The sequence below is a fragment of the Chitinophaga alhagiae genome, assembly GCF_003568665.1.
In the GTDB taxonomy this organism is placed as follows: Bacteria; Bacteroidota; Bacteroidia; order Chitinophagales; family Chitinophagaceae; genus Chitinophaga; species Chitinophaga alhagiae.
On the sequence record NZ_QXMH01000001.1, the window covers coordinates 203250 to 228223 of the forward strand.

At 53.3% G+C, this 24974-nt stretch carries 23 protein-coding genes; 10 read left to right on the plus strand and 13 right to left on the minus strand.

Translation table 11 applies throughout. The features are described 5' to 3' along the window. Positions 1-48: 48 nt before the first annotated feature. The 10 genes from D3A97_RS00800 to D3A97_RS00845 form a co-directional block, all read right to left on the minus strand. Positions 49-975 (minus strand): DUF5017 domain-containing protein, encoded by a 927-nt coding sequence (locus tag D3A97_RS00800; RefSeq protein WP_119075674.1) that lies wholly within the window; start codon positions 973-975, stop codon positions 49-51. 18 nt (positions 976-993) lie between these two features. Beyond that, the gene (locus D3A97_RS00805) at positions 994-2763 is read right to left on the minus strand and encodes a RagB/SusD family nutrient uptake outer membrane protein (protein ID WP_198673810.1); all 1770 of its coding nucleotides are present in this window, start codon (positions 2761-2763) and stop codon (positions 994-996) included. A 91-nt stretch (positions 2764-2854) separates the two neighbouring features. After that, positions 2855-5914 (minus strand): SusC/RagA family TonB-linked outer membrane protein, encoded by a 3060-nt coding sequence (locus D3A97_RS00810; protein ID WP_198673811.1) that lies wholly within the window; start codon positions 5912-5914, stop codon positions 2855-2857. Positions 5915-6083: 169 nt separating this feature from the next. Further along, on the minus strand, positions 6084-7283 hold the full coding sequence (locus D3A97_RS00815; RefSeq protein ID WP_198673812.1) for a GDSL-type esterase/lipase family protein: 1200 nt from the start codon (positions 7281-7283) through the stop codon (positions 6084-6086). A 477-nt stretch (positions 7284-7760) separates the two neighbouring features. After that, complete coding sequence (locus D3A97_RS00820) at positions 7761-9455, minus strand: phosphate ABC transporter substrate-binding protein (protein ID WP_119075680.1); 1695 nt, start codon at positions 9453-9455, stop codon at positions 7761-7763. A gap of 16 nt (positions 9456-9471) precedes the next feature. After that, positions 9472-10584: a Gfo/Idh/MocA family protein gene (locus D3A97_RS00825; RefSeq protein ID WP_119075682.1), complete on the minus strand. Its 1113-nt coding sequence runs from the start codon at positions 10582-10584 to the stop codon at positions 9472-9474. 6 nt (positions 10585-10590) lie between these two features. Next, a complete protein-coding gene (locus D3A97_RS00830; protein WP_119075684.1) occupies positions 10591-11073 on the minus strand; it encodes a NanQ anomerase/TabA/YiaL family protein in 483 nt (160 codons plus the stop codon). 11 nt (positions 11074-11084) lie between these two features. Next, complete coding sequence (locus D3A97_RS00835) at positions 11085-12095, minus strand: D-2-hydroxyacid dehydrogenase (protein WP_119075686.1); 1011 nt, start codon at positions 12093-12095, stop codon at positions 11085-11087. A gap of 5 nt (positions 12096-12100) precedes the next feature. Next, positions 12101-13357 carry a mandelate racemase/muconate lactonizing enzyme family protein gene (locus tag D3A97_RS00840; RefSeq protein WP_119075688.1) on the minus strand — a complete coding sequence of 419 codons (1257 nt, stop codon included), beginning with the start codon at positions 13355-13357 and terminating at the stop codon, positions 12101-12103. Between the two features lie 2 nt (positions 13358-13359). Continuing rightward, positions 13360-15006, minus strand: coding sequence for a glycoside hydrolase family protein (locus tag D3A97_RS00845; protein ID WP_157986293.1), 1647 nt, complete (start codon positions 15004-15006; stop codon positions 13360-13362). 291 nt (positions 15007-15297) lie between these two features. On the opposite strand from D3A97_RS00845, the gene D3A97_RS00850 reads away from it, so the two are divergent. From D3A97_RS00850 to D3A97_RS00890, 9 genes are all read left to right on the plus strand, one after another. Continuing rightward, positions 15298-16116, plus strand: a complete 819-nt coding sequence (locus D3A97_RS00850) for a hypothetical protein (protein ID WP_157986294.1) — start codon at positions 15298-15300, stop codon at positions 16114-16116. Between the two features lie 647 nt (positions 16117-16763). Then, on the plus strand, positions 16764-17576 hold the full coding sequence (locus tag D3A97_RS00855; RefSeq protein WP_119075694.1) for a hypothetical protein: 813 nt from the start codon (positions 16764-16766) through the stop codon (positions 17574-17576). A 383-nt stretch (positions 17577-17959) separates the two neighbouring features. Then, a complete protein-coding gene (locus D3A97_RS00860) occupies positions 17960-18349 on the plus strand; it encodes a putative zinc-binding protein (RefSeq protein WP_119075697.1) in 390 nt (129 codons plus the stop codon). 6 nt (positions 18350-18355) lie between these two features. Further along, positions 18356-18808 (plus strand): PNPOx family protein, encoded by a 453-nt coding sequence (locus D3A97_RS00865; RefSeq protein ID WP_157986295.1) that lies wholly within the window; start codon positions 18356-18358, stop codon positions 18806-18808. A 30-nt stretch (positions 18809-18838) separates the two neighbouring features. Continuing rightward, a complete protein-coding gene (ric, locus tag D3A97_RS00870; RefSeq protein WP_119075702.1) occupies positions 18839-19774 on the plus strand; it encodes an iron-sulfur cluster repair di-iron protein in 936 nt (311 codons plus the stop codon). 66 nt (positions 19775-19840) lie between these two features. Continuing rightward, the gene (locus tag D3A97_RS00875; protein WP_119075705.1) at positions 19841-20659 is read left to right on the plus strand and encodes a DUF2249 domain-containing protein; all 819 of its coding nucleotides are present in this window, start codon (positions 19841-19843) and stop codon (positions 20657-20659) included. After that, complete coding sequence (locus tag D3A97_RS00880) at positions 20640-21923, plus strand: cytochrome C oxidase subunit I (protein ID WP_119075707.1); 1284 nt, start codon at positions 20640-20642, stop codon at positions 21921-21923. Before D3A97_RS00875 ends, D3A97_RS00880 begins: the two co-directional genes overlap by 20 nt. Continuing rightward, complete coding sequence (locus tag D3A97_RS00885) at positions 21920-22243, plus strand: metal-sulfur cluster assembly factor (protein ID WP_119075710.1); 324 nt, start codon at positions 21920-21922, stop codon at positions 22241-22243. Before D3A97_RS00880 ends, D3A97_RS00885 begins: the two co-directional genes overlap by 4 nt. Positions 22244-22247: 4 nt before the next feature. Beyond that, complete coding sequence (locus D3A97_RS00890) at positions 22248-22679, plus strand: RrF2 family transcriptional regulator (protein ID WP_119075712.1); 432 nt, start codon at positions 22248-22250, stop codon at positions 22677-22679. Positions 22680-22839: 160 nt separating this feature from the next. On the opposite strand, the gene D3A97_RS00895 is transcribed toward D3A97_RS00890, so the two are convergent. The 3 genes from D3A97_RS00895 to D3A97_RS00905 all read right to left on the minus strand — a co-directional run bounded on the left by D3A97_RS00895 (position 22840) and on the right by D3A97_RS00905 (position 24355). Beyond that, on the minus strand, positions 22840-23211 hold the full coding sequence (locus D3A97_RS00895; protein WP_119075714.1) for a SnoaL-like domain-containing protein: 372 nt from the start codon (positions 23209-23211) through the stop codon (positions 22840-22842). Positions 23212-23309: 98 nt separating this feature from the next. Continuing rightward, entirely contained in the window at positions 23310-23888 is a 579-nt protein-coding gene (locus D3A97_RS00900; protein WP_119075716.1) for a PIN domain-containing protein, read from the minus strand. Between the two features lie 5 nt (positions 23889-23893). Beyond that, on the minus strand, positions 23894-24355 hold the full coding sequence (locus tag D3A97_RS00905; RefSeq protein ID WP_119078364.1) for a helix-turn-helix domain-containing protein: 462 nt from the start codon (positions 24353-24355) through the stop codon (positions 23894-23896). Positions 24356-24600: 245 nt separating this feature from the next. Between D3A97_RS00905 and D3A97_RS00910 the strand changes: the two genes are divergently transcribed. Further along, entirely contained in the window at positions 24601-24942 is a 342-nt protein-coding gene (locus D3A97_RS00910; RefSeq protein WP_119075718.1) for a HopJ type III effector protein, read from the plus strand. Positions 24943-24974 lie beyond the last annotated feature (32 nt).

Sequence of the window (24974 nt, forward strand, 5' to 3'; positions counted from 1 at the left end):
AGCTCTATTGGCGGCAAGGCTATAAAGCTACCCCGGGTAAAAGTGTAATCAAGGAGTAATGGTAACCGTTATTTCTTTCACCACCTGGTGCCCGCCGTACACGTTGTGATTGGAGGCAACAAATATGGCTTTATAAGTGCCCGGGGTTCTATAGCTGTAGCTGTACGTAGCCTTTGGCGCCTCCAGGGGGGCTTTTATGCCCACCGCCCTGTCTGGCCCGTTATCAAAGTTATTCACTTCAAAGGGGGCCGTAATGGCCCAGGTGGTCAGCTCCGGGTCCGCGGCGGCCGTGAAGGTGTTGCCCAGCATGGTGAGCCGGGTTGCAGACACCGATGATCTTGAGATGGCCTGTGTAGAATCCTGGTCTATGATATGAAAACCCACATTGTTCATATCCGCAACAACCAGGTTGCCGATACTGCTGGCGGTGGTAAGGGAAAAGCTCTGCACCATCCATGACCGGGCAGCGCCATTTGCTACCTGTGGTTTTGTATGGTATTTGAAAGCCAGGTAGAGCCTTTTTCCCGGCTTCTTCAGGTCAGACAGGTTTTGGTTGCCGGATGCCACGAACGTAGCGGCAGTTCCCCAAACAAACCGGTCTGAGATATCCACCCAGTTGCCGTTCTGGATGCTGGTATAGTTGTCATACTGCCCGTCAAAGTCAGAAGACGCCCAGAGCGAAAACTGGTTGGCCTGCGCCCCGCCGGATACCGCGCTTTGAAAGCTCAGCTTCAGATCCCCAGCCTCTACCACACGCCCGTTCCGAAACTCGTAGTCCCTTCCGGTTTCGCCGGAGAAAAAGGAGATGGTACCGGCATCCCCTTCCAGGATGAAGTCAATTTTTTCGTTCGCCTTGTACGTATTTTTATTCAGGCGTACGTTAAAGTCCGGCACGCCGTTCAGGACGGGCAGTTCTTTATTGCATGACAGTATGGCCATGCACAAAAAGACTCCCAGTATATATTTACAGTTCATAACAGATTCGTTTTCGAATTACCAATTAGCGTTTTGCTCCAGCAGTTTGTTCAGGTTAATTTCCCTCGCCGGTATGGGCCATATCTTATGTTTGTTTTCCACATTTTCGAACGGTACGGCATAGTATGCGGTGGGAACATCTACCCGTATGCGGCTGCCGGCGTAGTGCATGGATTCTTCAAAGATGCCCCAGCGGACCAGGTCCCGCTTGCGTAGCAGCTCAAAGGTCAGTTCGCGTATACGTTCCAGCCGTATGGTTTCGCGGAAGCTTTCTTTGGTTGCATAGTCAGCAGGTTCCATATCCGCTTCGTCCGGCAAAAAGACAGCGGCCGTAGCTGTTGCGCCGGAGCCGCCGCCGCCGCTGATCACCACATCGGGGGCGGCCGTATAGCCGGTACCGCGCTTAAAGCCCTGGATGTCGTCAAACTCAAAGTCTATGCGGGTTACCTTGCCGTTTACATCAACAACGGCCTTTGCCTGCGCCTCGCTGCCCCCGCCGCCGCTGATAGTGACCGTTGGCGGCGTTGTATACCCGCTGCCACCGTCTGTTACGGTAATGGAGCGGATGCCTGATGACCATGAACGCCGGCGCAGGTCATTCACTGCCTCAATGGCGGTTGCTGTGGGGCCGTTCACTTCATTGTCCGCTTCCGCAAACATGAGCATTACATCGGCATACCGCAGCAGCGGGAAATTAATGGGCGTCCAGTTAGACGCTTTGTCCGTCAGCGCTTCGTGCTCTCGGCGGAATTTATTGGAAAACTTGCCATAGTACTGGTTGCGGTGGGTGGGAATGGCCGCAAATGTTTTACTGCCATTGGGGCCGGTGGCATTGTACGTATAGTTCGAAATGGAAAAATCGCGCCGCAGGTCCCCTTCCCTGAATTTAAAGAACAGCTCTGTTGTTACTTTCACCAGGCCATTTGCCGTACCCGTTAACAGGTTCCCGCTGGATATGCCGTTCACGTTCCCGTTCTGGCCCGTTTCATTGTAGCTGGTTTTAAGATTGCCGTGGAACTCAACTTCCCAGATGCTTTCCTTGATATCGTACTTATCCCGCGCGTAATTCAGGAATACTTCCGAAAAGCTCGGGTTCAGGGCATGGTCTGCTTCGCCATCGTCCATCACCTTTTTTGCCCAGGAAGCCGCTTCAGCCCACCGGGCAACATCTTTCAGCGGTTCACCGGCCATATACAGGCATACCCGGGCCAGCATGCCCCTCACGGCAGATTTGCTCACGCGCCCGCCAAACCCTAGTGTGGTAATGGGGGCCACCAGCCCTTCCGCCGCTTTCATATCAGACAGTATTTGCTCATAGGTTTCGGCAGCAGATGCCTTGGGCCGCTGCGCATCGCTTACAGACCGGGTCGGCTCCAGCTGCAGGGGAACACCGCCGTAGGTCTGTACCAGCAAAAAATAGTAGTACGCCCGCAGGAACAACGCCTCGCCACGTACCTGGTGGCGGGTGCCCTCCGGGATACTTTGGTTGTTGTCAATATTCGCCAGCAGGTTGTTGGCCCGGCCAATGCCAGTATACAGCGCGTTCCAGTGGTTGACCACTTCTATATGGGAAGAATTGAAATCATACTGCTGCGGGCCATCTGCCGGGTTGGTTGCGCCGTAATACGACATGTCCCCTTCCAGCCCATACAGGTACAACATTCTGCTGCCATACATGTAGGTATTCCCCAAAACATCGTACACGCCTACCAGCGCGCTGGTCAATTGCTCGGGGGTATTGTAGGCATTTTCCGGCGCCAGGAAATCTACCGGTTTCGTATCCAGCAATCGCTTACATGAAAAAGACGAAAGCAGGAACACTATTGATATAAAAACTAAACTCCGTTTCATAGTAAAAATTGTTGCTTGAAATAAAGACCTAGAAGGTTGCGTTTAAGCCGAAAGTGATGGTCCGGGCATGTGGATAGGCGCAGAAGTCCAGCCCCCCGGAAAGTATGGAATTGACCCTTGAAACTTCCGGGTCCAGGCCGGAGTAGCCTGAAATGGTCAATAAATTCTGCGCGGAGCAATGCAGCCGCAAATCACTCATATACAGTCTCCGGGCCACGTGCTTCGGCATGTTATACCCCAGCGAGACCGTTTTCAGCCGCAGGTAAGACCCGTCTTCAACCAGCCGCGATGTAGAGCGCGCCAGCGGGCCCTGACCACCGGCCCTGTACAGCGTATTGCTGGGGTTGGTGGGAGACCACCGGTCAATATAACTGGCAAACTGGTTAAGGTCCGCCAGCCGGCTGCCGTTGCCTTCGTACTGGTAGCGTGTCATGTTCAGCAGGTCATTACCGTAAGACCATTGCATGAAAACGTTCAGATCAAAATTCCGGTACCGGAAGTTGTTGGTGAACCCGCCGGTATGCACCGGCTGGGAACGCCCTATCACCGTCATATCATATATGTCCACCGTGCCATCGCCATTGAGGTCTTTCAGCTTCTGGTCTCCGGGCTGGATAGTATTGCGGGCATTCCCGTTTGAGGGCAGTTGTTTCTTCAGGATATATTTTCCGGGAGAAGGGCTGTCGAAATCCTCATACTGGTAAACCCCGTCAAACACATAGCCCCACATGGTACCTGCTTCCTGGCCTACAAAAGACATGTACAGGTTGGACGCAATAAGGGAAGACCCGGTTAAAGACTGCTGCCCGTCTGCCAGCGCAATGATCTTGTTCCTGTTAAAGCTGATGTTGAAATTGCTGGACCATGTGAAGTCCCGTTTTTCGATATTCACGGTATTGAGGGTAATTTCCAGCCCCCTGTTCTGCGTGCTGCCAATGTTCATGGTGCTGGTAGTCAGACCAGAAGCGCCCGGTATGTCAGCAGACAGCAGCAAATCCCGGGTAGTTTTCCTGTACACGTCTACCGTCAGCTCCACCCGGTTTTTGAGAAACCCCGCATCCAGGCCAATATCAGTTTGCTCGGTGGTTTCCCATCTCAGGTCCTTGTTTTCCAGCGCGCTTTGGATCAGGCCATGGGTGGGCGATGCATTGTTCCAGGAGTAGGAATTGACCAGCGGCATGGTAATGCGGGCCGCATAGGCAAAGTCACCTACCCGGTTGTTGCCGGTAATACCATGGCTTGTTCTGAATTTGAGGTTGGAGAACAACCGCTGGCTTTTCATAAACGGTTCTTCTATCACATTCCATGCAAATGCGCCGGAGGGGAAATACCCCCACTGGTTCTCGCCTTTGAACTTGGAAGAACCGTCTGCCCGGAAAGTAACCGTTAACAGGTAGCGGGATTTATACCCGTAGTTCACCCTGCCAAATACAGAGGAGAGGGAATTGGAACTGACAGACGCCACTGAGGCATACACCTGCCCTTCTTCCAGGCCGGACATACCGAAAGATTCATTCGGGAGGTTCATGCCGGAGTACCCGAACTGCTGATTTTTGGTATACTGGTTTGAAAAACCGCCCACCGCGTCAATAGCATGGTCATTGAAGCGTTTGCGGTAAGTAAGCGTATTCTCGTTAGACCAGATATTGAACTGGTTAAAAAATACCGAACCATTGATGCCCCGCGTATTCTCGGGAATTTTCGGCGAGCCTTGCGGCGTATTGGAATTATAAAACAGGTCTCGCTGGTCCGTTCGTTTATAAATGGAGCCGGACACTCTGGCCACCAGTGACGGGGTCAGGTTGACGCTTACATACAAAGCCGCGTTCAGGTTGCCGGAAGTTTGCTGGGTATGATCGTTGGTACGGGATAAGTACGGGTTGAAGCGATAGTTATTCACCACATTGTTATCAGGGTCTACCACATCGTTCAGCAGGTCAATTCCTTCGCCAGCCACCGGGCGGTATCCCCAGGTCTGGTACAATGTGTAGTTGGTGAACTGGCCGGAAGCGGCCGGCGGGCCGTAGGTATCCGTATACCCATAATTGGCATTTAACCCCGCGCTGAAGGTCTTGCTGATGGTCTGATCTAGCGTTAAACGCCCCTGGTAGCGCTTGAAACCGGTATTGATCAGTACGCCTTCCTGGTCGTGTATGTTGCCGGAAATCGAATACCTGGTACCGCCCGCGCCGCCCCGCAACGCAATGTCGTAGTTCATAAAGGGGGCCGCGTTGCGGATGATCAGGTCCTGCCAGTCTATGGTCTCAATGGTCTTGTAAGACTCCAGCGTTCTCCCGTTCGAATAATACCGGGCGGCCGTCCAGTCAGGCGTGGCACGCACAATATTCAGCTCTTCCTGGTATTTCACAAACTCATAGGCATTCATCAGGTCTACCTTTTTCTGAAGCGACTGCCAGCCCGCGGAGCTGTTGAACGTTACCACGGGGCGCCCCAGCTTTCCTTTTTTGGTCTCTATCACCACTACCCCGTTGGCGGCCCTGGAGCCGTACACAGCCGTGGAGGAGGCGTCTTTGAGCACGGTAATGGACGCTATGTCAGCAGGGTTCAGCGAGGCGGGCTGCGGATCTTCAAACGGGAACCCGTCTATCACGTACAGCGGGGAATTGGAGTAGTTAATGGAGTTGGCGCCGCGGACCACCAGGTTGATGGATGCGCCCGGCTGACCATCCGCAGAGGACGCCTGTACGCCGGCAATCCGGCCTGCCAGCGCCTCCGCAAAATTAGACACCGGCGCCTTGCCGGCATCTTCCATGTTCACCACGCCAACAGAGCCGGTGAGGTCTCCCTTGCGCACCGTACCATAGCCGATCACCACCACATCCTGCAGGGAAGTGGTGGTCCTTTCCAGCGTTACATCAATACTTGATCTGTCCCGTACGGGAACGACCATTACTTTCATTCCTACGAACGAGTAAACAATTGAATCTCCTGTAGCGGCCTGAATGCTGTAGCGGCCATCGCCGGCGGTAACGGTCTTGCTGCTCTTGTTCCTGACGAAAACGTTTACCCCGGGAAGCCCCTGCTGACTTTCGTCTACAACAGTGCCCGTAATTGTTCTCTGACCCATTACAGCAGCCGAAAAAGAAGTGAGAAAAAGCACCAGAAGGGCGCAACAGCGTAGCGCACGCATCCTGTTTCCCAATCGCGGTATAGTCATAACAGTTTTGGTTGAAAAAATGAAAAATGGAATTACTTCGTATTGTCTGATAAAAATTCAGGTATATGGCAAAAACCAGCTATTTCAATATTTTTTCCGCTTCCAGGATGGCCGCCCATCTCTTGTATCCCGCCAGGTTCAGGTGAACACCATCCCAGGTGTATTCCCTTTTCAGCCTTCCACCGGCATCGGCAAAGTGGGGATAAAGATCTACTATCACCACCCGCTTGTTCAAAGCGCCCAGCTCCCTGATGGACGCATTGATCTTCCGTATACGGTCGTTATTGTTATAAATAGGGGATCGCTTGTTCAGTATATTCTGTGTGGGCAGCAAGGTCTGGAAATAAATTTTTGTGCCGGGCGATCCCTTTTCTATTTGTGCAATGATCTGTTTGTAGTTGCGAACAATGACACTATCCGGGATATTTTTGGCCAGGTCGTTGATGCCGATCAGCAAAAACACCTTTGCCGGTTTCCCTTCCGTCACTTCGTTGATTCTTTCCAGCACGCCGAAGGTGTTATCTCCCGGGATGCCCCTGTTCTTGATGCGGGGAGATGCCAGTAACATGTTCCAGTCTCCCCAGAACGTAATGCTGTTGCCCAGTAAAACAATGTCCTTCCCGGAATGCGGCAGCGAGCGGAACAGTTCTACGCGGGAATAATAAATATCGGGGCGGGCAGTACTGTCCCAGCGCGGCAAATGATCAGGCGCCTGCCGCCGGAACCACTCCACGGCCTTGTCTGCCGCGCCGGGAGGCGTTGTATGGCCCCGGGGTTCCGGCATTACGTTCAGTTCCACACTGCCGCCCTCCTTGCGTTCCGCTATGCGGGCGCTCAGGTTTCTCGCAAACTGAACGGCATCATCTGTATTCACCCGGGCATCCCGGTCTCCAATAACCAGCCAGCAATGCCGGCCGGCAAGTTTATCCAGTTGCTTGTTCAGGCGGAAAGAAGGAAGCAGGCCCTCCTCCGTCATTCCCTCAAACTCGCGCAAGGCGGTCAGCTTCGTTACGGGAGCAAAAGCAGCTACCGCTTTTACCCGTTGGTCATACGCCGCAAACTGCAGCGCCAGGTACCCGCCGCGTGAGGTGCCGCATGCAAAAACCAGCGTATCATTCGCATACCCGTGCCGCACCAGGTAGTCCAGCACCGATCTCATCCGCGCATTGTTACTGGCAACAAAATCTTCTTTCCGCCGGGCTGCCGCCGCCCATTCCGCCAGGTTGTTTTGCCCGTTCTCCGTGTGCAGCTCGCCATGAAAGGGTAAATCAAGCGACACGCAAAGCCAGCCGTTTTCTTTTGAAAGCCGCGTGCCGCATTGCCTGAAATAACCGCTGCCTAATGTTTCATCAATCGTACTTGCCAAAATGAACAGCACCGGGGCAGGCGCGGTACCTGTCCGTTTTCCCCACATCCCGAACCTTACACCATCCGCTGTCTGAAAACGGAGCACCGAATCAGCGCAGGGTGATGCCGCACCCGCATGAAAGGCGGCCATCGTGAAAAGGAAAAAGAATGTACCGCGGAGGACCGTTCCAGCAAATAAACCCATATCAATTATTGTTGCCCGGCAAAAAATCGGATATAAAATATCAGCGCTTCCCGTTTCCCGGGAGAAACAGGTCATGTATTCATATGCGCTCTGTATGATGGTTGAATATGTCTAACGTATTACTTCAAAACTACCCTTTAATCATCAACAGTATTCCTACTTTTTTCCATTATAATAACACAATCCTACATTTTGCGGCAGGAACTATTCCTTGCCGCCGACCGGCAACGCCTCAAAGGTTATGCAGTAATTGTACAACGGGTATTTTTGCCCTTGGCGGGTACCGTACGAAGTATCTGAAAATGTAAATACCGATTGGCGGTTATCTGAATCTCTCAGGTTCCCGTAAGCATATCTTCTGGCTGTATAGATACGCTGCCCTTTCTGAAAGGGCACGTTGTTTCTCAGGTCTTTCAATTCCCCGCGCATCACTGTTTGCCCGGCGGCATCCAGGAAAACCTCCCGGATGATCAGGTTAGTAAAAATATTCTCGGCTGCTATATTCCCGATATAAAACACCCCTTCCTTTCTTAGTGCAGCTACTTCGGCCAACAGGTCCCCGTCAAAAATTACGTCCAGCCCCTCATGGCCATCTTTTAGAGTAACCGGCTGCCGTACACCGGCTACGGGGAGAGAAAGGTCTGCCACCCGGCTATTCAGGCCATACTGTATACTGGCGGGCATGGCCTTGCCAGGATTGTTCAGCCGGAGTTTCAGCAGGTCCTCCCCGGCTATTTCCACCTTTTCAACCGCTATGCTGTTGCCGCCGCTGTCAAACACGTCAAATCCGCATCCTTTCTGCTGTGCGGGCAACCAGGCCGTATCGAGTACCAAAGGAGGCGCCGGTACGTGGAAGCGGATATATATGGCGCCGTCTTCAGCGTTTAGCCATGCCCGTTTGGGGTGCAGCGGCTTCCAGTTCTTCCCGGAAAACATGACTTCCGAAATTACCTTCCCGAACTGCTCACCCAGCCAGCGCTCGCCATCTGCCGTCAGGTGAATGCCGTCTCCATGCATTCGTTTTTCGCCGCTGTAGTAGTAGCCGTTCTCTGCATTTGGCAGCATATATGTGGGCGCTACCAGGTACATGTCACCGTACATTTCGCTGGCCTGAAACTGTGCAATGCCCGCCATATTGCCGGCCGTTTGGTACATGAAAAAAGGAGGCGGTGCTTGCTGCCCTGTAATGGCCTGAACGTCTTGCTGAAGATCTTCTTTCAGCGCCACAAGATCTTCCCGGTAATGTTCCATGGCCGCCTGCCTGGTCAACGGTCCTTCCCAGCGGTTTAGCCGGAGCGTTCCGTTGGCTTCGCCCTGCATCCAGGTCAAGGCCAATACCTGGTAGGGCCGGCCCATTTGCAGGGCCTGCCGCCGGGCCCTCCGCACATCGTCAATAGCCGTCCGGTAATACCCGCCTGCCGACTGCCGGCCGGCCGCTCTCGGGTCTTTCGCATCATCATGCCGTTTGTTCAGCTCCCGTATGTAACGGCCTCCCTGCCCCGCGTAACTGAATAAGAACCGCGGGCCATTGCGCCCTGCTTTTTGCAATGCGGCACGCAGGTGGTCCGCCACCCCGTTGCCGATGGTTTCACCAATACCACCCAGCTGCACCGCCGTTAGCGGCACAAAGGTGAACAAAGAGTCCGGGCGGCTTTCCGGGTTGTTCCCGTAGTTATTCCGCCAGGTGTGTGTGCCCATTGAGAACCGGAAATTCCCGTACCCTGTTGGAGCGGTGGTTACCAGCGGCAACGACTGGCTGCCTTCTCCCAGGGATTGCCCCCCGTGCAGAATGTGAAAAACCGTGCTATCCTGCTGGCCGCCGGAAGTTTTCCGGTTCAGGGAACAACTGCAGGGAAGCAGCCATACCAATAAATAACAGAGCCGGGAACTGTACTTCATGATGCTGTTTTGATTGTCAATATTTCAAGCTGACCGTTTTGCCCGAACGGGCGGACTTCCGCGCGGCGGCCAGAATTTTGACCACCAGCACATTATTTTCCAGGGTATAGGGAGAATAACTGTCTGGCTTCACAAGCCCGCGCACAACGGCCGCAAAAAACTCAAAGGGGTTGTCGTACACGGGCGTATCCTCTTTAGTAACCAGCAGGTGCCGTTCTGCCTTGTCCTGCATGGAGCGTACAGACAGCCTGGTATGGTCATGCGCCCTGATGGAGCCGGCCACGCCGTATACCTCCATGTCCTTCCGGTTAAACGGCCAGTTCCAGGATGCCTGGATAATGCATTGCGCCTGTTGATAACTGAGAATGACCGTAGATTCATCATCTACACGGGGGTATATATCCGGCTTGAATTGCCTGTTAACCGCGGTCACGGCAAAAGGCGCCGCCCCCTGCATAAGGTAGGTCATGATATTGGCGCCGTAGCAGCCAAAATCAAATGAGGCCCCTCCGCCGTTCTTTACCGGGTGCGTCAGCCAGTCAAAAAAGAAGCGGATATGCTCCTGCCTTCTGGCGCCGGAATGCCCTGTATGAAATATTACTTTCCTGACCTGTCCTACAAAGCCGGTATCGTGCACAAGCTGGTAGGTTTTACGTGTAGTGGGGTACCACGATGTTTCGTAGTTTGTCAGTACCTGAATGCCATACCGTTTAGCCAGACCGGCTATCTGCCTTGCATCTTTTTCCGTGGTGGCCAGCGGTTTCTCCACCATTACATGAACACCCCTTGGCGCGCAGGCCCTGACCACGGAAAGATGTTCGCTGGTGGCATTGAATGCCAGCACGCCTTCCGGCTTCAGCGTATCCAGCGCATGCTCCAGGTCTGTGTAAAAAAGCGATGCCGGTAAGTTATTCCGCTGTTTAAATTCCGCGGCCAGCTGCCGGTTTGGTTCAAAGATGCCCACTACTTCAATAGCGCCGGTCTTCTTTGCACCATATATCCAGGACGAGTGCCCATGGCTTACTCCCGCCACTACCACTCTAAGCGGCCGTTCCGGCAGCTGGGGCCTGGCTTCCGACCAAGGGCCCGCCAGCAGGAGGAACAGCAACATGTACCTTAGTCTATGCATCGTTCGTTATTTAGGCCCGTAAAAGAGGTTGCCGGAAATTTTGATAACGGCCTTTTTAATGGCGGCCGGCGCAGGGCCTGTCTGAATCCGTGTCATATGCCCTTCTCCCGGCAGGAAAAGCGCAAAATGCCGCGGCGTCAGTTCAAAGCTGCTGGCCTTTGCCGCATCGAACGCAAACAGCAGATCGTCAGACGCCGGCCTGAAGTCTTCCAGCAATACCAGCGCTTCCAGGGCGCTAAAATATACCCGTTCACTGCCGGAGAGGGGAACATGAATATCCAGGTACTGATCATGCGCTTCTATTTTACCGGCTTCTACCGGCAGCGTTTCATAGTGCTGTACAAATGCGAACACGTCATCACCTATAATATCGAATTTCCCGGCCGCCGAATTTTCGTTGAGGCCGGCAATAAAGTCAAATACCTTTTCCCATACGGCGGTATTGCCTTTTGCGTAACGTGTGTAGTTCTCCACGTAGTCAAAGATCATAACAAGTACATTTAGGCAGGTTGAAGTTGCGCTGGTGACAGTTCATTCAATAAGTTCTCACCGTTCAGCAACCTGTCAACATTCTGTGTGAAAATATCCCATATCCTTTCTTTAAAGCGGTTACTGGCGCTGCTTCCGGATATGTGCGGCGTTAGTATTACCTGCGGCATGCGCCACAGCGGATGGTCTGGCGGCATGGGGTAATAATAGTGCGTGTCCAGCGCGGCGCCCGCGATCCAGTTTTCACGAAGCGCCTGCAAGAGCGCCTGCTCCTGTATAATAGGCCCACGGGCGGGGTTCAGTACAAATGCATGCGCCGGCAGCATTTTCAGATCTTCTGCACTTACCATGCCTAATGTTTCAGGCGTTCCGGGCATGGCAATGATGAGGAAGTCCAGCCCCCGCAGAAAATCCGCTTTGCTCTCAAGCGGGAAAAACCGGTCGTATCCCGTGCCATCCGGGTCCCCGGTGCCGGCCACTACATAAGTATTGCTGCGGACAGGCGGCCGGCGGCGGCCCAGTACATGTACCCGCATGCCCATTGCGCGGGCCAGGCGGGCCGTTTCCCGGCCAATGCCCCCATATCCCCAGATGCCTACCACACTGCCCCTTATTTCCTGCTGAAAAACGGCGGAACGGTCCCAAACGGCCGCCTCCTGGTTGCGGACCATCTGCCGCAGGTTCCGTTTCAGGTTGATCATCATGGCTATATTCCATTCCGCAATAGGTACGTCAAATACCCCCAGCGCATTGCTGGCACGCACGCCCCTTTCCGGGAAACCGGCGCCTGCCAGCTGCGTGTAACCCGCGGAGCAGATCTGGATGAACTGCAATTTTTTCATCTGGCGGTGATTCTCCGGCGGAATGGTGCAGAACAACACGTCACAATCCTCAATACGGTCAACCGGCAGCGGCCGCAAGTATTCCGCCGGCGGCTCCACCACCTCAACATACAGCCCCTGCCGCTGCCGCAACCGGTCTAAAGCGGGCTTGTAAACCGGCACGTCAATTAATATTTTCATGGCACTCAGGTTGTTAATATTTTGCCCGGAACGCTGTTAAATTCTCCCGTTCCGGGAATGAACGGATACCGGTCTATTGTATCGGGCCGCAGGTCTATGCCCAGCCCCGGCGCTTGGGGAGGCAATACATGCCCTTTGCTGATCTGCAGTGAATCACCGATCAGCTCAGCATGCAGCGGGCCGTAGGCCGGGGCAATTTCGAGTATGCGGGTATTGGCGCTGGCAAACCCGGCATGTACGTTCTGCATCAGGGAAGCGCCGGCGCCCCAGGCATGCGTGGCAATGCCCAGGCCGCGCTGGGACAAGCGGGAGGCAACATCCATAAAGGGGCTCAGGCCACTGGTAAATGAGGCGTCCGGCTGGCCAATATGGAAACATTCCTGGTCAATGAACGCCTGCCACTCACAAACGGCGGTCAGGCATTCCCCACCGGCAACCGGTACAGAAGTGGACCTTGAAAGCGTGGCGTACCAGTCTGGCCGGGTATAATGCAGCGGTTCTTCCAGGAACAATAATCCGTACGGCTCCAGCGCCTTGCATACGGTAAGGGCGGTGTCCAGTCCCCAGGTAACACCGGGACTGTTCCCCATATGCGCATCCAGCATTAACCATAGATCAGGGCCGAACTGCCGGCGGATGAAGTCGGCTTTTTCTACCTCCGCGGCGGCGGCATTTTCCGGATGATGATGCAGGGTGAGCACCTTGTTTTGCCCGAAGGCGCCTGCGCCGATCTTAACGCCCTTAAAACCTTCCTCCATGTAAAACGCTACTTTCTCCCCCAGCCGTTCCAGCGGGAAATTGCTGGGGCCGCCTGTTGCATAACAGGGTAAAGGGCGCTCGGGGTCATATGCCTGTAAATGCTGGCTGCTGAACGCAGCGCTCCATTTTTGTTGCAGTAATTTGTACACAGGGGTTTTAAGTTCTTTACCGCGCAAATCCCACAAGGCGGCCTCTATTCCGGCCAGCACAATGGCTCCCAGGCCCACGCGGCACCAGAAATTGCCGGCGTGATACATGCGCTGCCACAGCAGATCGATATCGTCAACCGTTTGCCCGATCAGTACCGGCTTAAAAAAATCCACAATGGGCGGCACCCCCTCCGGGAAGAAATAGCCCGCATAGGTTTCACCCGTTCCGTATAACTCCGTGTCCGTTTCTATCCGGATAAAGGCCGCGCTGCGCATCGTTCTCAGTTCACTCAGAAAAGGATCGTTCGTACAGGGGCCGCTCAGCAATATTGTTTTAACGTCTGTTATCTTCATACTCAGGATTGACTTACATACAGCGCATATACCCTGGCGGTACTATTTTCAGGGAAATACACTTTTACAACAAACTTTTTCCTGGCAGGCAATACCTGTGATCCCCGCCATGCCACTACCTGCCGGATGCCATCTTTCACCAGTACCGCCCGGTGTTTACCGGAAAAACCCTCCAGCGGGCGGTCCAGGTGGTCCAGCAATTCCACATACAGCGGAGCATCCTGGCTTAGCCCGTCTGCATTGATGTACAACCGGGCCTGTTTATCTACTTCCTGCGTGGCGGTCAGGAAATGGGCATCGTTTACATCGTGCTGCCTTGATAAATAGCCGAACCCGTCTCTCCGCAGCGTGGCCAGCCCGATTTCCATGTTCTTCAGTTTTCCGCCTGTATCCCAGTGAGAATACCAGATCATGGTCTGATCGCCTTCATTCACAAAAGCATGCCCCTGCAGCAAGGCCGTATCATCCCATTCGCCGGCTTTTCCGCGGGCTATGACCTTAAAATCGGGCGCCGGCTCGCGGTAGTGAATGCCATCGTTAGACAATATCAAACCCAGGTCAACGCTGGTACCCAGTAAATGCGAAGCGCCGGGCGGCCGCTCGGAGGCGGGCAACCCGTCCTGCCAGATGCCGTACAGGCCCACCATCACATTCCCGCGGTTCCACAGCCCAACCCCTAAATGGGACTGCTGCCCTTTTATGGGCGGATTGGCCCATTGCCCCGGCCGCGCAAAACCGAACGCTTTTGCCTTTGACCAGTTTTTAAAATCGGGCGAGCGGTACACCATGATCACCCTGCCGGCCGGGCGCCCGTCCGGCATCCAGGCCCAGGGTGACAAAAGCTGGCCGGTAGAATAGTAGAAGTCCCCGAATTTGTACAGGCTGGATACTTCAAAACGTTCCCCGCCGGCATCAGCAGGCCGGTCACCTACCACCTTCCACCGCAACCCGTCCGCGCTGGTAGCGGCAATAGTTACGCAGGGCGTTTTTTCAGGCGGGCCTATTTTGCTAAGCCCTCCTTTAATATCATCAACAGGCACGTGGGCAATATAGACGGCCTTGTACCGTTTGTTCGGGTCCGGGTCGTTTGGTTCATAAAGTACTGATAAAAAATCATTTATGCGAGTCAATGAATGCGGGGTACCTTCAATGAGGCAGATGTTGTTGTTACGGTTGCCGTTAAATTCAACCAGCCCGAGATCCGGCTTTTCCCAGTGTACACCGTCTTTGCTTTCCGCATAACACATGGGCCGCCAGTTGCCGGGGGCCTGCCCTTTAACTATCCTGGTCTCGTGCATGGCCAGGTACCACATGCGGAAACGGTCACCTGTTTTAATAACGGTCCCATACAATATGGCATGCCCCTGATCGGGACTGCCTGCCGGGCCCCGCCTCAGCACCGGGTTACCGGGATGTTTGGTAGCTTCTACCAAAGTAACTTTGAGGTTATGCTGCCAGGGGATGCTCTGATCATCAAAAGAAAACAACACCTTTTCCCTGCCGGTATTTACACTGGCGCCGCTACCCTCCGCGGTACTTTCGAGAAAACCGGCCGCAACGCCTTTCAATGGGCCAATAGTTAATGCCGTAGCTGACAAAAGCGTATGCTGAATAAAATTTCGTCTGGAATTTACAGGCTTCTTTTTCATACTTTCTGATTTATTGAAGGTATCTCTCAAAGATAGCCAGCTCCCAATGGCAGAGTACTGAATTTATTTTGAATAGTAACACTATCTTACAGGAAGGCCCGCTTCCCCGGAAAAGCCGCCTTCATTTTCGATAATCTCCACCCCGCAATGCACTTCCCTTCGTCAATATCTAACCTGAGTCGAAGCGCTTTTGGAAAATTGCTAACGCCAATCGTTCTCCTTTTAGAATCTATTGAATCCCCCTCACGGCCCTGCCCCGCCAAATACCTTACATTCAATAAAAAAGATGTTATGGCAACGCAAACAAGTTTGTTAAAATTCACCGGGAAGGTGGGTAACCTCATCGGCTACCGGGTGGGCAAAAAGTACTACCTGCGTAGCGCGCCGGAGCAAGTACGGCAAAGCCCGCACAGCAAGGTGAGCAGCCGCCACTTCGGCAAGGCCAGCCGCCTGGGCGCTACCATACGCCACGCCCTGCACGGGCTGCTGCACGTAAAGCAGGACAATACGGTGATCAACAGGTTGAACAAAAGCCTGCTGCACGTATTGCGGCAAGATGACCTGCACCGGCAGAAACGTTTTATACCGCGGTACTTCCGTGACCTGGAGCGTTTCTGCTTCACCCCGCATGCAGACCTTTCCCATGTTTTGCCCGTAGAGGCCGCCGCTATGCGAAATGCGGACGGCAGCATTGGCGTAACCGTTCCCGCCATCCGGCAGCATCTGTGCAACCCCAGGGCCACGCATGTGGGCATCAGGGCGGTGGCCGTATGCCTGGAGCGCGGCTTCGCTACTGCAAAGGCCGCGGCGTCAGACATGGTGATGCTGAAGGCGGACGAACCTTCGGCGGCGTTTTCGCTGACGGTGTCGGCTGACCGGGATGCGGTCACCTGCGTGATACTGGAGGTGACCAGTTGGCAGATGGAACATGGCCGCCCGTACCTGCTGGGTAACCGGAAATTTATGGCGGCGGAGGTGATTGCTGTGCTGCAGCCGGAGGCAGCGATTGTTGTGCGGGAGGAACCCGTTCCGCATGGTACGCAGCGGCAGCCTCGGGTGCAGCCGCCGGTTGTGCCGGGTCTGGTCATTCATCACCCGCAACGGGAATAGCGTATACAACGCCTGGAGGGCCGAAATAGGTGATCCACCATCCGCAACAGGAATAGCGTACACAACGCCTGGAGGGCCGAAATCGGTGATCCACCATCCGCAACAGGAATAACCTCCGCTTCGCAGATCTTTTTATATCCTTTACCGCCTCCCCAGCCTTGCTGAACGCCCCTTCATGCCCAAGCCTCACTTTTTCTTCCTTAAAACACCCTGAAAACACTGTTCCCCGCTGCTTTTGCCTTGCGCGTGATATCCTGAACGTATTTCCGCACCCTTTTTTAGCCGGTGTTAACTCAAAATGGCATCGCCAGATCATCCCTACATCATTTGCAGGGCATTTCCGCATCAAGTCCACCTACCGTTCGCTTTCCCTATACTGACCCTGTAGCGTTCCTATAGTGTTCCGGTATGGATGGCGCTATGCAATCCCTACTCCGCCGGTAGGGGGGCGCAGGCAGGCATCTGTACAAAGCCAATGGTAGAGCGGGTAACCTTTCACTTCCCCACCACCGGGGCGCAGGCAAGCCCTGTTACCTATTAATCAAAACCACCCATCCATCAACCCGCACCACCCCTGCGTTAAAACCGCTACTCCGACCTGCCGGGCGGTGGTAGATTTGTACGGTCACCCCAAACAAACATATGTGATGGAAACGAGCATTGCCGCCAAACACGCTATGATGAGAACAGTCACCCCAATTAAACACACCATGATGGAAACGATCACCACTCCCTTGCGTAAACCGGTACACCACCGCACCACCGCCATTCCTTTGATTGACATGAACACTCCCGCGGCCATGGCCATGGTAACAAGAACCGTTCACCAGCACCCGGTACTCATCCAGCTGCCAACGGTATTTGCCCTGATGGCCGCGCCCACCGCGGAAGGCGCGCGCCAGCTGGACAATTGCAAAATGCGGCTGGAAGGAAAAAACTACGGCACGGCTATTGGCAGCCTGCAGCATTTTCTGGCGCAGGCACGCCCGGGAGCGCTGCCCTGCGATTTTCATACGGCGGAACAGTTCCGGAACATGGAAGGCGCTTTTATCCGCCTGCAATTCAGGCACCGGCATTTCCAGTCTGCCGTTATCAGGAACGGGCAGCACCAGGGGCTGCTGCTGAACGGGCCGTTCCGCCGGTTGTTCATGCAGGTGGAACGTTCCTTTGACCATTACCCGCAAGACGCCATCTGGGGCGGCAACAATTACACGGCGCTGCTCATTACCAGCTGCAATATCAGCGGGCATCCGGGCGGGTCCATCACTTCGCTGAACGGGGCGGTGGCGTTTGCGCGGGAGCGGGGTATCCCCTTTATTGTGACCACGCAGCAAACCGCGGAAGAAAAAGGCTCTTATCCTGTACTGGGCTTTGAAAGGGAAGCCGTGCGCGTTCACCGGGAAGGGCCGGGGCTGGCGCGTTTCCTGCAGCAAATACCCGCCGGTCTGAAAAACTGGTGATACCATTTCCCCGCCGGCGGGCATGCTGTAAATGCTGGTACTTCTTCAGCGTGTACCAGGAAAACCTTTCATCACTTACTATTGTTTTCCTGCCGTCTTTATCCGCCTTCTTTTTCTTTCCCTTGCGAACAATCACGTTCACGTATCGCCTGCCTGTTTTCACAAGTGATATTCCCGCTGTAGCCATTCCCCAGGTTATCCCCTGCCTGTTCCATACCATACCAGGAAGTTGGAAACCATGACCCACGTCACAACCCTTCCTGACATTGATCAGCTTTCCCCACTTTTGACACTTCCACAAGAAAATAATAATAAAAGTATCAAAGTACTTTTATACTTTTATATTATTCGTCCCTATATTTGCAGTACACAATTAAAAGCACATGACCAGTCAGACACTACACGGCAAACCGCTCGTTTATTCCTGCTCCGGCTGCTCCAGCGCGGCGCAAATGGCCAACTACCTGGCTGTTCAGCTGGACAGGGCCGGCCTGGCGGAAATGTCCTGCATAGCCGGGGTTGGCGGGAATGTAAGGTCACTGGTCAGGGCGGCGCTGTCAGGCAGAAAGATCATAGTAATAGATGGCTGTCCACTGGCCTGTTCAAAGGCATGCCTTTCCAATCACGGCATAACACCAGATATGGAAGTTGAATTGACCCGGATGGGCGTGCAGAAAAAAAAGCATGAGGATTTTGATCAGCACCAGGCGGGCGTTATTCTGCAAGACCTGCTGCAGCAAATACCAAGCGCCTTCCCTTCCGTAAAAAAATAACCGTATATGTTGCACGAAACAATAGTCAAATTCATGCTCGGCCAGACGGTGGCCACCATATGCTGCACGGATGCACAGAACAGGCCGCATTGTTTTAACTGCTGTTATGCATTTGACCGCCACAACCACCTGCTCATTTTCAAATCTGCCGCCACTGCCCTGCATAGCCAGATCATCATGGAAAGGCCCGGCGTTGCTGGCACCATTCTGCCAGACAAGCTGCACCTGTTCTCCATGAAGGGCATCCAGTTTTCGGGTACTGTTCTCTTTCCCGCCGCCACCGGCGGGAAAGATGCCCCGGCACTGTACTATAAAAAATTCCCCCTGGCCAGGGCGGTACCGGGCGCCATCTATATGATCAGCCTGACATCAATAAAAATGACCGACAATTCAAAAGGCTTCGGCAACAAGATCACCTGGCAAAGGGATGACACCGCGGATGCCGCCACATTACCTTAAAACAATTTTTTCACTCATAAAAACAAACACATGCAAACCATAGCGGAAAACATCCTGGACGTGACCTTGCTGGAACCAAGACAAAAACATCCCACCATTTTTGCCCGGTTCGACCACCTGCGGGAAGGGGAAAGCCTTACCATACATAATGACCATGACCCCAAACCGCTTTACTACCAACTGCTGGGCGAGCGGGGAAATATATTCTCCTGGGAATACCTGGAGCAGGGGCCGGAGTGGTGGAAAGTGCGGATCAGTAAAAACATCACCGGCGCCGGGGAGGAAACCCTCGGCCAAATTGCCGCTAAAGACTTGCGTAAAGCGGAAGTATTCAAGAAATATGGCCTTGACTTCTGCTGCGGAGGCAAGAAAAGCGTCAAGGAGGCTTGCGCGGACAAAGGGCTGGATGTCACCAAAATTGAGTATGAACTGCAGCAGGTGGATAAAAATCCCGGCGCCAGGCCGCTCCCCTATGATGACTGGAGCCTTGATTTTCTGGCGGACTACATTGTGAATACGCATCACTCCTATGTAAAGAAAACGCTGCCCGACCTGCGCGCCTATGCGGCAAAAGTGGCACAGGTACATGGGGAGATGAACCCGGAGCTGCTGGTGATCTATCAGCTGGTAGAGAAGATCTGCGCCGTACTGCCTGCTCACCTGGAAGAGGAGGAAAATGCGCTGTTCCCCTTTATTAAAGCGCTGGCAACAGAAAAGCACGCAGCGGCCAATCCCGGAACGCTGGGGCATCCGGTCACTGTGATGGAAACAGAACATGAAATGACCGGCAAGGCCCTGGAAGAGATCAGGACCCTGAGCAACAACTATACCTTGCCGGATAGCGCCTGCGCCACCTATAGCCTGCTGTACCGGATGCTGGAGGAATTTGAGGGTGACCTGCACCTGCATGTTCATCTTGAAAACAACATCCTCTTCCCTAAAGCGCTTGCGCTCGAAAAACAATAACGTTATGGAAAAGCGCCGGCCCGCCAACCGCGGCAGGCGCTTGTTTCACCTTAAACCTGGAAGATCATGGTCATCAACGCCCGTACAAGGATCGCCGCCATCCTGAAGCACCACCCCGCCGCGCTGGAAGCGATCATCAGTATCTCTCCCAAATTTGAGAAGCTGCGCAACCCGCTTTTAAGAAAGCTGATAGCAGGCAGGGCCACTGTTGCCATGGCCAGCAAGATCGGCGGCTGCCCTGTTGGCGATTTCTTCGCCAAACTGCGGCCCCTGGGGTTTGACATTGACCTTGCCACACCGGCAGGGCCGGAAGAAAAGCAGGATGTGCCCGGCTTCCTCAAAACGGTCAAACCAGACCAGGTGGTGCTGCTGGATGTACGGCCGGTGCTGGCATTGGGGCAAGACCCGCTGAATATCATCCTCGAAAAGGTGCGCCACCTGCAAAGCGGCCAGGTGCTAAAGATCCAGAATACTTTTGAGCCTACTCCGCTGATGCTCCTGTTGCAAAAACAGGGCTTCGCATCCTATGCCGAACAAATTGACGACAATTTGGTGGAAACCTTTTTCTACAGGACATCAGCGGAAGAATGGCATCCCGCGCCCACGGCGGAGGGCCAGATGAACTGGGACAACATCCTGCGGCAATTCAAGGGCAAACTGAAAACGATTGACGTGCGCCACCTTGAAATGCCGCTGCCCATGCTCACCATATTAGAAGAGCTGGACCAGTTGCCTGTTGAGACCGCCTTATTCGTATACCATAAACGCATCCCCGTATTCCTGCTTCCCGAGCTGGCCCAAAGGCAATTTGACTACAGGATAAAAGAGATCAGCGACGGGGAAGTACACCTCATAATTTTCAGCAATGATGTTGGCAGGCAGTGACATAGCGAAAACCACTACCCACAAGGTGGTATTGCCCTTTTATATCTATGCGGCGCTGGCGTTCGTTGTTTCCGCCGTGCTGCTGCTTGCCTCATCGCACGCGTTTTCCGGGCATTATTTTCAGCCTAAAATACTGGCGGTCACGCATGCCATGGCACTTGGCTGGGGCACCATGATCATACTGGGCGCCAGCCATCAACTGCTGCCCGTCTTGACCGGCGGCAAGCTATACAGCCCTTCCCTGGCATACCTCTCTTTTATATTTTCCGGTACCGGCATCCCGTTGCTGGTATGGGCCTTCTACATCTTTGACATGCATTGGCCCGCGCAATACGGGGCCGTGCTGGTCAATACCGGGGTATTGCTGTACCTCATCAATGTTGGCGCAAGTATTGACCAGAGCCGTCATGGAAACGTACATGCCACCTTCATCTTCACGGCCGGCGTGTGGCTGTTCATCACAACGGCGGTTGGCGGCTTCCTGGTATTTAATTTTACCGCGCACATTTTACCTGAAAATTCTCTCCACTATCTTTCGCTGCATGCCCATATCGGTATTGCAGGATGGTTCCTGCTGCTGGTCATCGGCGTTGGCTCCCGGCTGATACCCATGTTCCTGATCTCGAAGTTCAACCACCCCGGCATGTTATGGTGGATGTATTTCCTGATCAATGGCGGCCTGGTGATATTTTTAATATTGTTCCTGTTGCCCTTTCCTTCATTTACTTACCTGTTCCCGGCAGCGCTCGTGGCCGCAGCGCTGGTACTGTTCGGGGCCTATTGCCGCCATGCGTACCGGCAGCGCATCCGGAAACAGGTGGACGGGCAAATGAAAATATCGCTGCTTTCCGTGCTGATGATGATAGTGCCCATGGTATTCCTGTTCACCATTATTGCCGTGCTGCTGCTGTCAGGTGCCAGCACATCCCTGGTGCTGGCGTACGGCTTCACCATCTTTTTTGGATGGCTGACGGCCCTGATCCTGGGAATGACCTTCAAAACATTGCCGTTCATTGTCTGGAATAAAACATACCACGCCAAAGCAGGCCTGGGTAAAACACCCCATCCAAAAGACCTGTTCAGCTCCCGGATGTTTAATGGCATGGCGTTCAGTTACCTGGCCGGGTTTGTATGTTTTGCCGTTGGCATACTGGCCGGCAACACCCTGATCACACAAGCCGGCGCGGTGCTGCTGCTCTGCAGCGCCGTGCTGTATAGCGGCAACGTGTTCAAAATATTTTTTCATAAAGCCACCGTGAAATGAATGTAGCCACCAATAATGATCTCAGATGTACCATTGCGCTGGCCAGCCTGCATGATGTGCTTGATCCTGAAATAGGATTGAACGTAGTAGACCTGGGGTTGATATACCAGTTGAATTTTGAGGAAGACAGCAGAAAAATATTTGCTTTAATGACTTTAACCACGCAATTTTGTCCCATGGGCCAGTCCATTGCGGATGGTGTGAAAAATAACCTGTCAGCCTGCTTTCCAGGTTATGATGTTGAGCTGGAGCTGGTATTTGATCCTCCCTGGAACCACGAGATGATATCTGAAGAAGGCCAGAATTTTTTAAACAGATGATCCGATGTTAAGCAATACATGTAAAACCGCTATAAAGGCAGTGATCTACCTGGCCTCAAAATTTGAAAGCGGCGAAAATGCGGGAATCAAGGAAATTGCGGAATATATTGACGCCAGCGAACATACGGTCGGCAAGCTGCTGCAAACGCTCGTCAAACAAAGGGTCATCAACAGCATGAAAGGCCCTGCCGGTGGTTTTTATGTTTCCAAAGCGCAAATAAAGCAACCCATCATCCATATAATTGAGGCAATTGATGGAAAGCAGGTGTTTAAAGAATGCGGCCTTGGCCTGAGCAAATGTTCCGCCACCCGCCCCTGCCCCATCCATAACGAATACAAGGAGGCAAGGACCTTGCTGGAAAACCTGTTCAGCAGTAAAAAAATAGCGGACCTGTGCGGGCCGGTGAATTGCGGCATTGCCTATTTGATCGGATGATGGCGCATAAAACAGTCATTGCCTGTTCTATGCACCTGCGTGGCGTTTGCGTCTCCCTCAGCCAGGCGCTGCAGCAGTTCTAGTCAAGCACACCCAGGCCGTTGACGGCGTACCCGTCAACGGCCTGGTCCCTGTATGTTTGCCCGGTCATAACCGCGGCCTAGTAGAAGAACTGCTCCAGCACGATCTCCCCGTTCTTCACTTCATACAACATGATCTCGTTGATCTGTATCCTCCCGTGGTCCTGCGTGGTAATATCCATTTCCCGGCCCACCGCAAAGTGGTTGCCCGCTATAACAGGCTCTGAAGTGGCGGCGTGGTGGAGCGCCGTGATCCGGCTCACGAAGCGCTCTCCCTTTTGCCGCACCGGTACTTTGCCTTCCGCATAGCCGAAATAGGGAGAATCAGGCGGGTCTACGCTTTTTACATTGTCAGCAAACAGCTCGTTGTGTATCTCGAACCATTTTTCCTGGCGGGCCAGCTCCATGAACCGGGCGGCCACCTGCTGCACTGTTTTGTGTTCCTTTGACATGGTATTGCTTTTTAAGCAAAGGTATTGTCCAAAAAGAAGTTCGATGATGTGTGATGTGGACTTTGTGGCGGGGGGATTTGGACATGGCGCATAGGTACTTACGCCAAACCGGGCGCCGCTGCCAACATTCCTCCACTTTGCGCCAAACCGCATTTTTTCAGGGAAGACAATACCTGCTCTCTGCTTTGGGGCGGATTTTTAAGGGCGCTGACCTGCCTCCGCAGCGCATGTAACACCTTAGGCTGGTTAACCTTCAGCAGCAGCATAACAAATTCATCCGGGTTTTTTATCTCAAGATTGAATGTTTTGACATGCTTTGCCGGAAAATCCTTTTTATTGAACGTAATGATCATCCTTGCACCACATTTTATAGCTGCGGCCAGTACATGCCGGTCACCGCTATCCGGCAAACTCAAGCCAGCTATCAAGCTTTTAAAACCGGCTACGTTCGAGTCGGGGAAAGCACTGTCCATTGCCTGCCGGGCCCGGTTTAACTGGGCCTCCTTCAGATCAGGGCGCTTTAGCAGCAGGTTCCTTATCCATTCATCATGAATTTCGTCAGACCACTTCGGTATATACAAACCGGTTTCTGCCAGGCGTAGAAAAAAATCTCGTAAGGGGGCCGGGTAGAGAACGTTCGCGTCCAGTACCACAACAAACTTTTCGGTATCGTTCATGAAAACTAATATCCCAGGTTAAGCTCCTGTGCCTGATCAGCCAGAAAATCTAACTTATCGGCCCTATTTTTCTTGATCTTTTTGTTGTAAGCTATCAGATCTTTAAGTTGTATTCTGCGGTGTGTCCCCACCTTGTGAAAAGGTATTTCGCCTTTCTCCAGCAAGTTGACCAGATGCGGCCTGGACACGCCAAGCAGATCTGCGCCTTGCTGCGTACTGATCTCTGCATTATCATCTGAAAGGAATAATGCAAAGGAGTTGCCGTCTGCCATATTATCCAGAATTGTAAAAAGCAGCGTCATGGCCGACTTCGGTATCTCCAATGGCTGTTTGTACCCGGCAATCCGCAATGGGACCGTACTGCTGCTCGTTTTCGCTACTGCTGCGGATACCTCTGTAACCCTGGGCCTCAGCGCCCTGGCAATTTTTTGATCGCTTTTCGTGGTTTTCTCAAGTATCGCTTCCATATCCCGTTGATTTTTCATTTCAAAGATAGGAAAATAAACGAAATAAACGAAACAACGGCTGGCGGGTTTCATGCAGCAGGCAACAACGATCATAAGTATTGCGGGCCGGCTTTAAGGGCTGACCCGTTCATCAGTTGCAATAGGTATGGCAGCACCTCCAGCAAAGCCCATTGAAAACCATATTTAAATTTCTACTTTTGAGCCGCTAAAGCAACTCTAATTAATTACCATACACGTCATTCCGCATGAAAGAACAACTAACTACCTTGATCGGCCAACTAAAAAACAATACACTCTCCTTCAAAGAGGTGACCGGATTTATAGAGCGGTACTATCAGCATCAGCCAACAGCATTTAAAAATGGCGGGGCGTATAATGAAGCTACGCAAAACCAGGGTAGCGCCAAGGTTTTCGCTTTTGCTCAATTGAACAACCTGAGCAAGGAAGACACGCTTTATCTGTTTGCGGAACACTATCAGTCGGTATTAAATACTCCGGATGGCGCAGACCATCAGAACATCAGGCAATTTATGGCGCACGGATGGCCGGGGGTTGTTTTTGAGGGGCAGGCGCTGGTTGCGAAGTAATTTATGCAAAGAAGCTACAGATCGGTGACCTG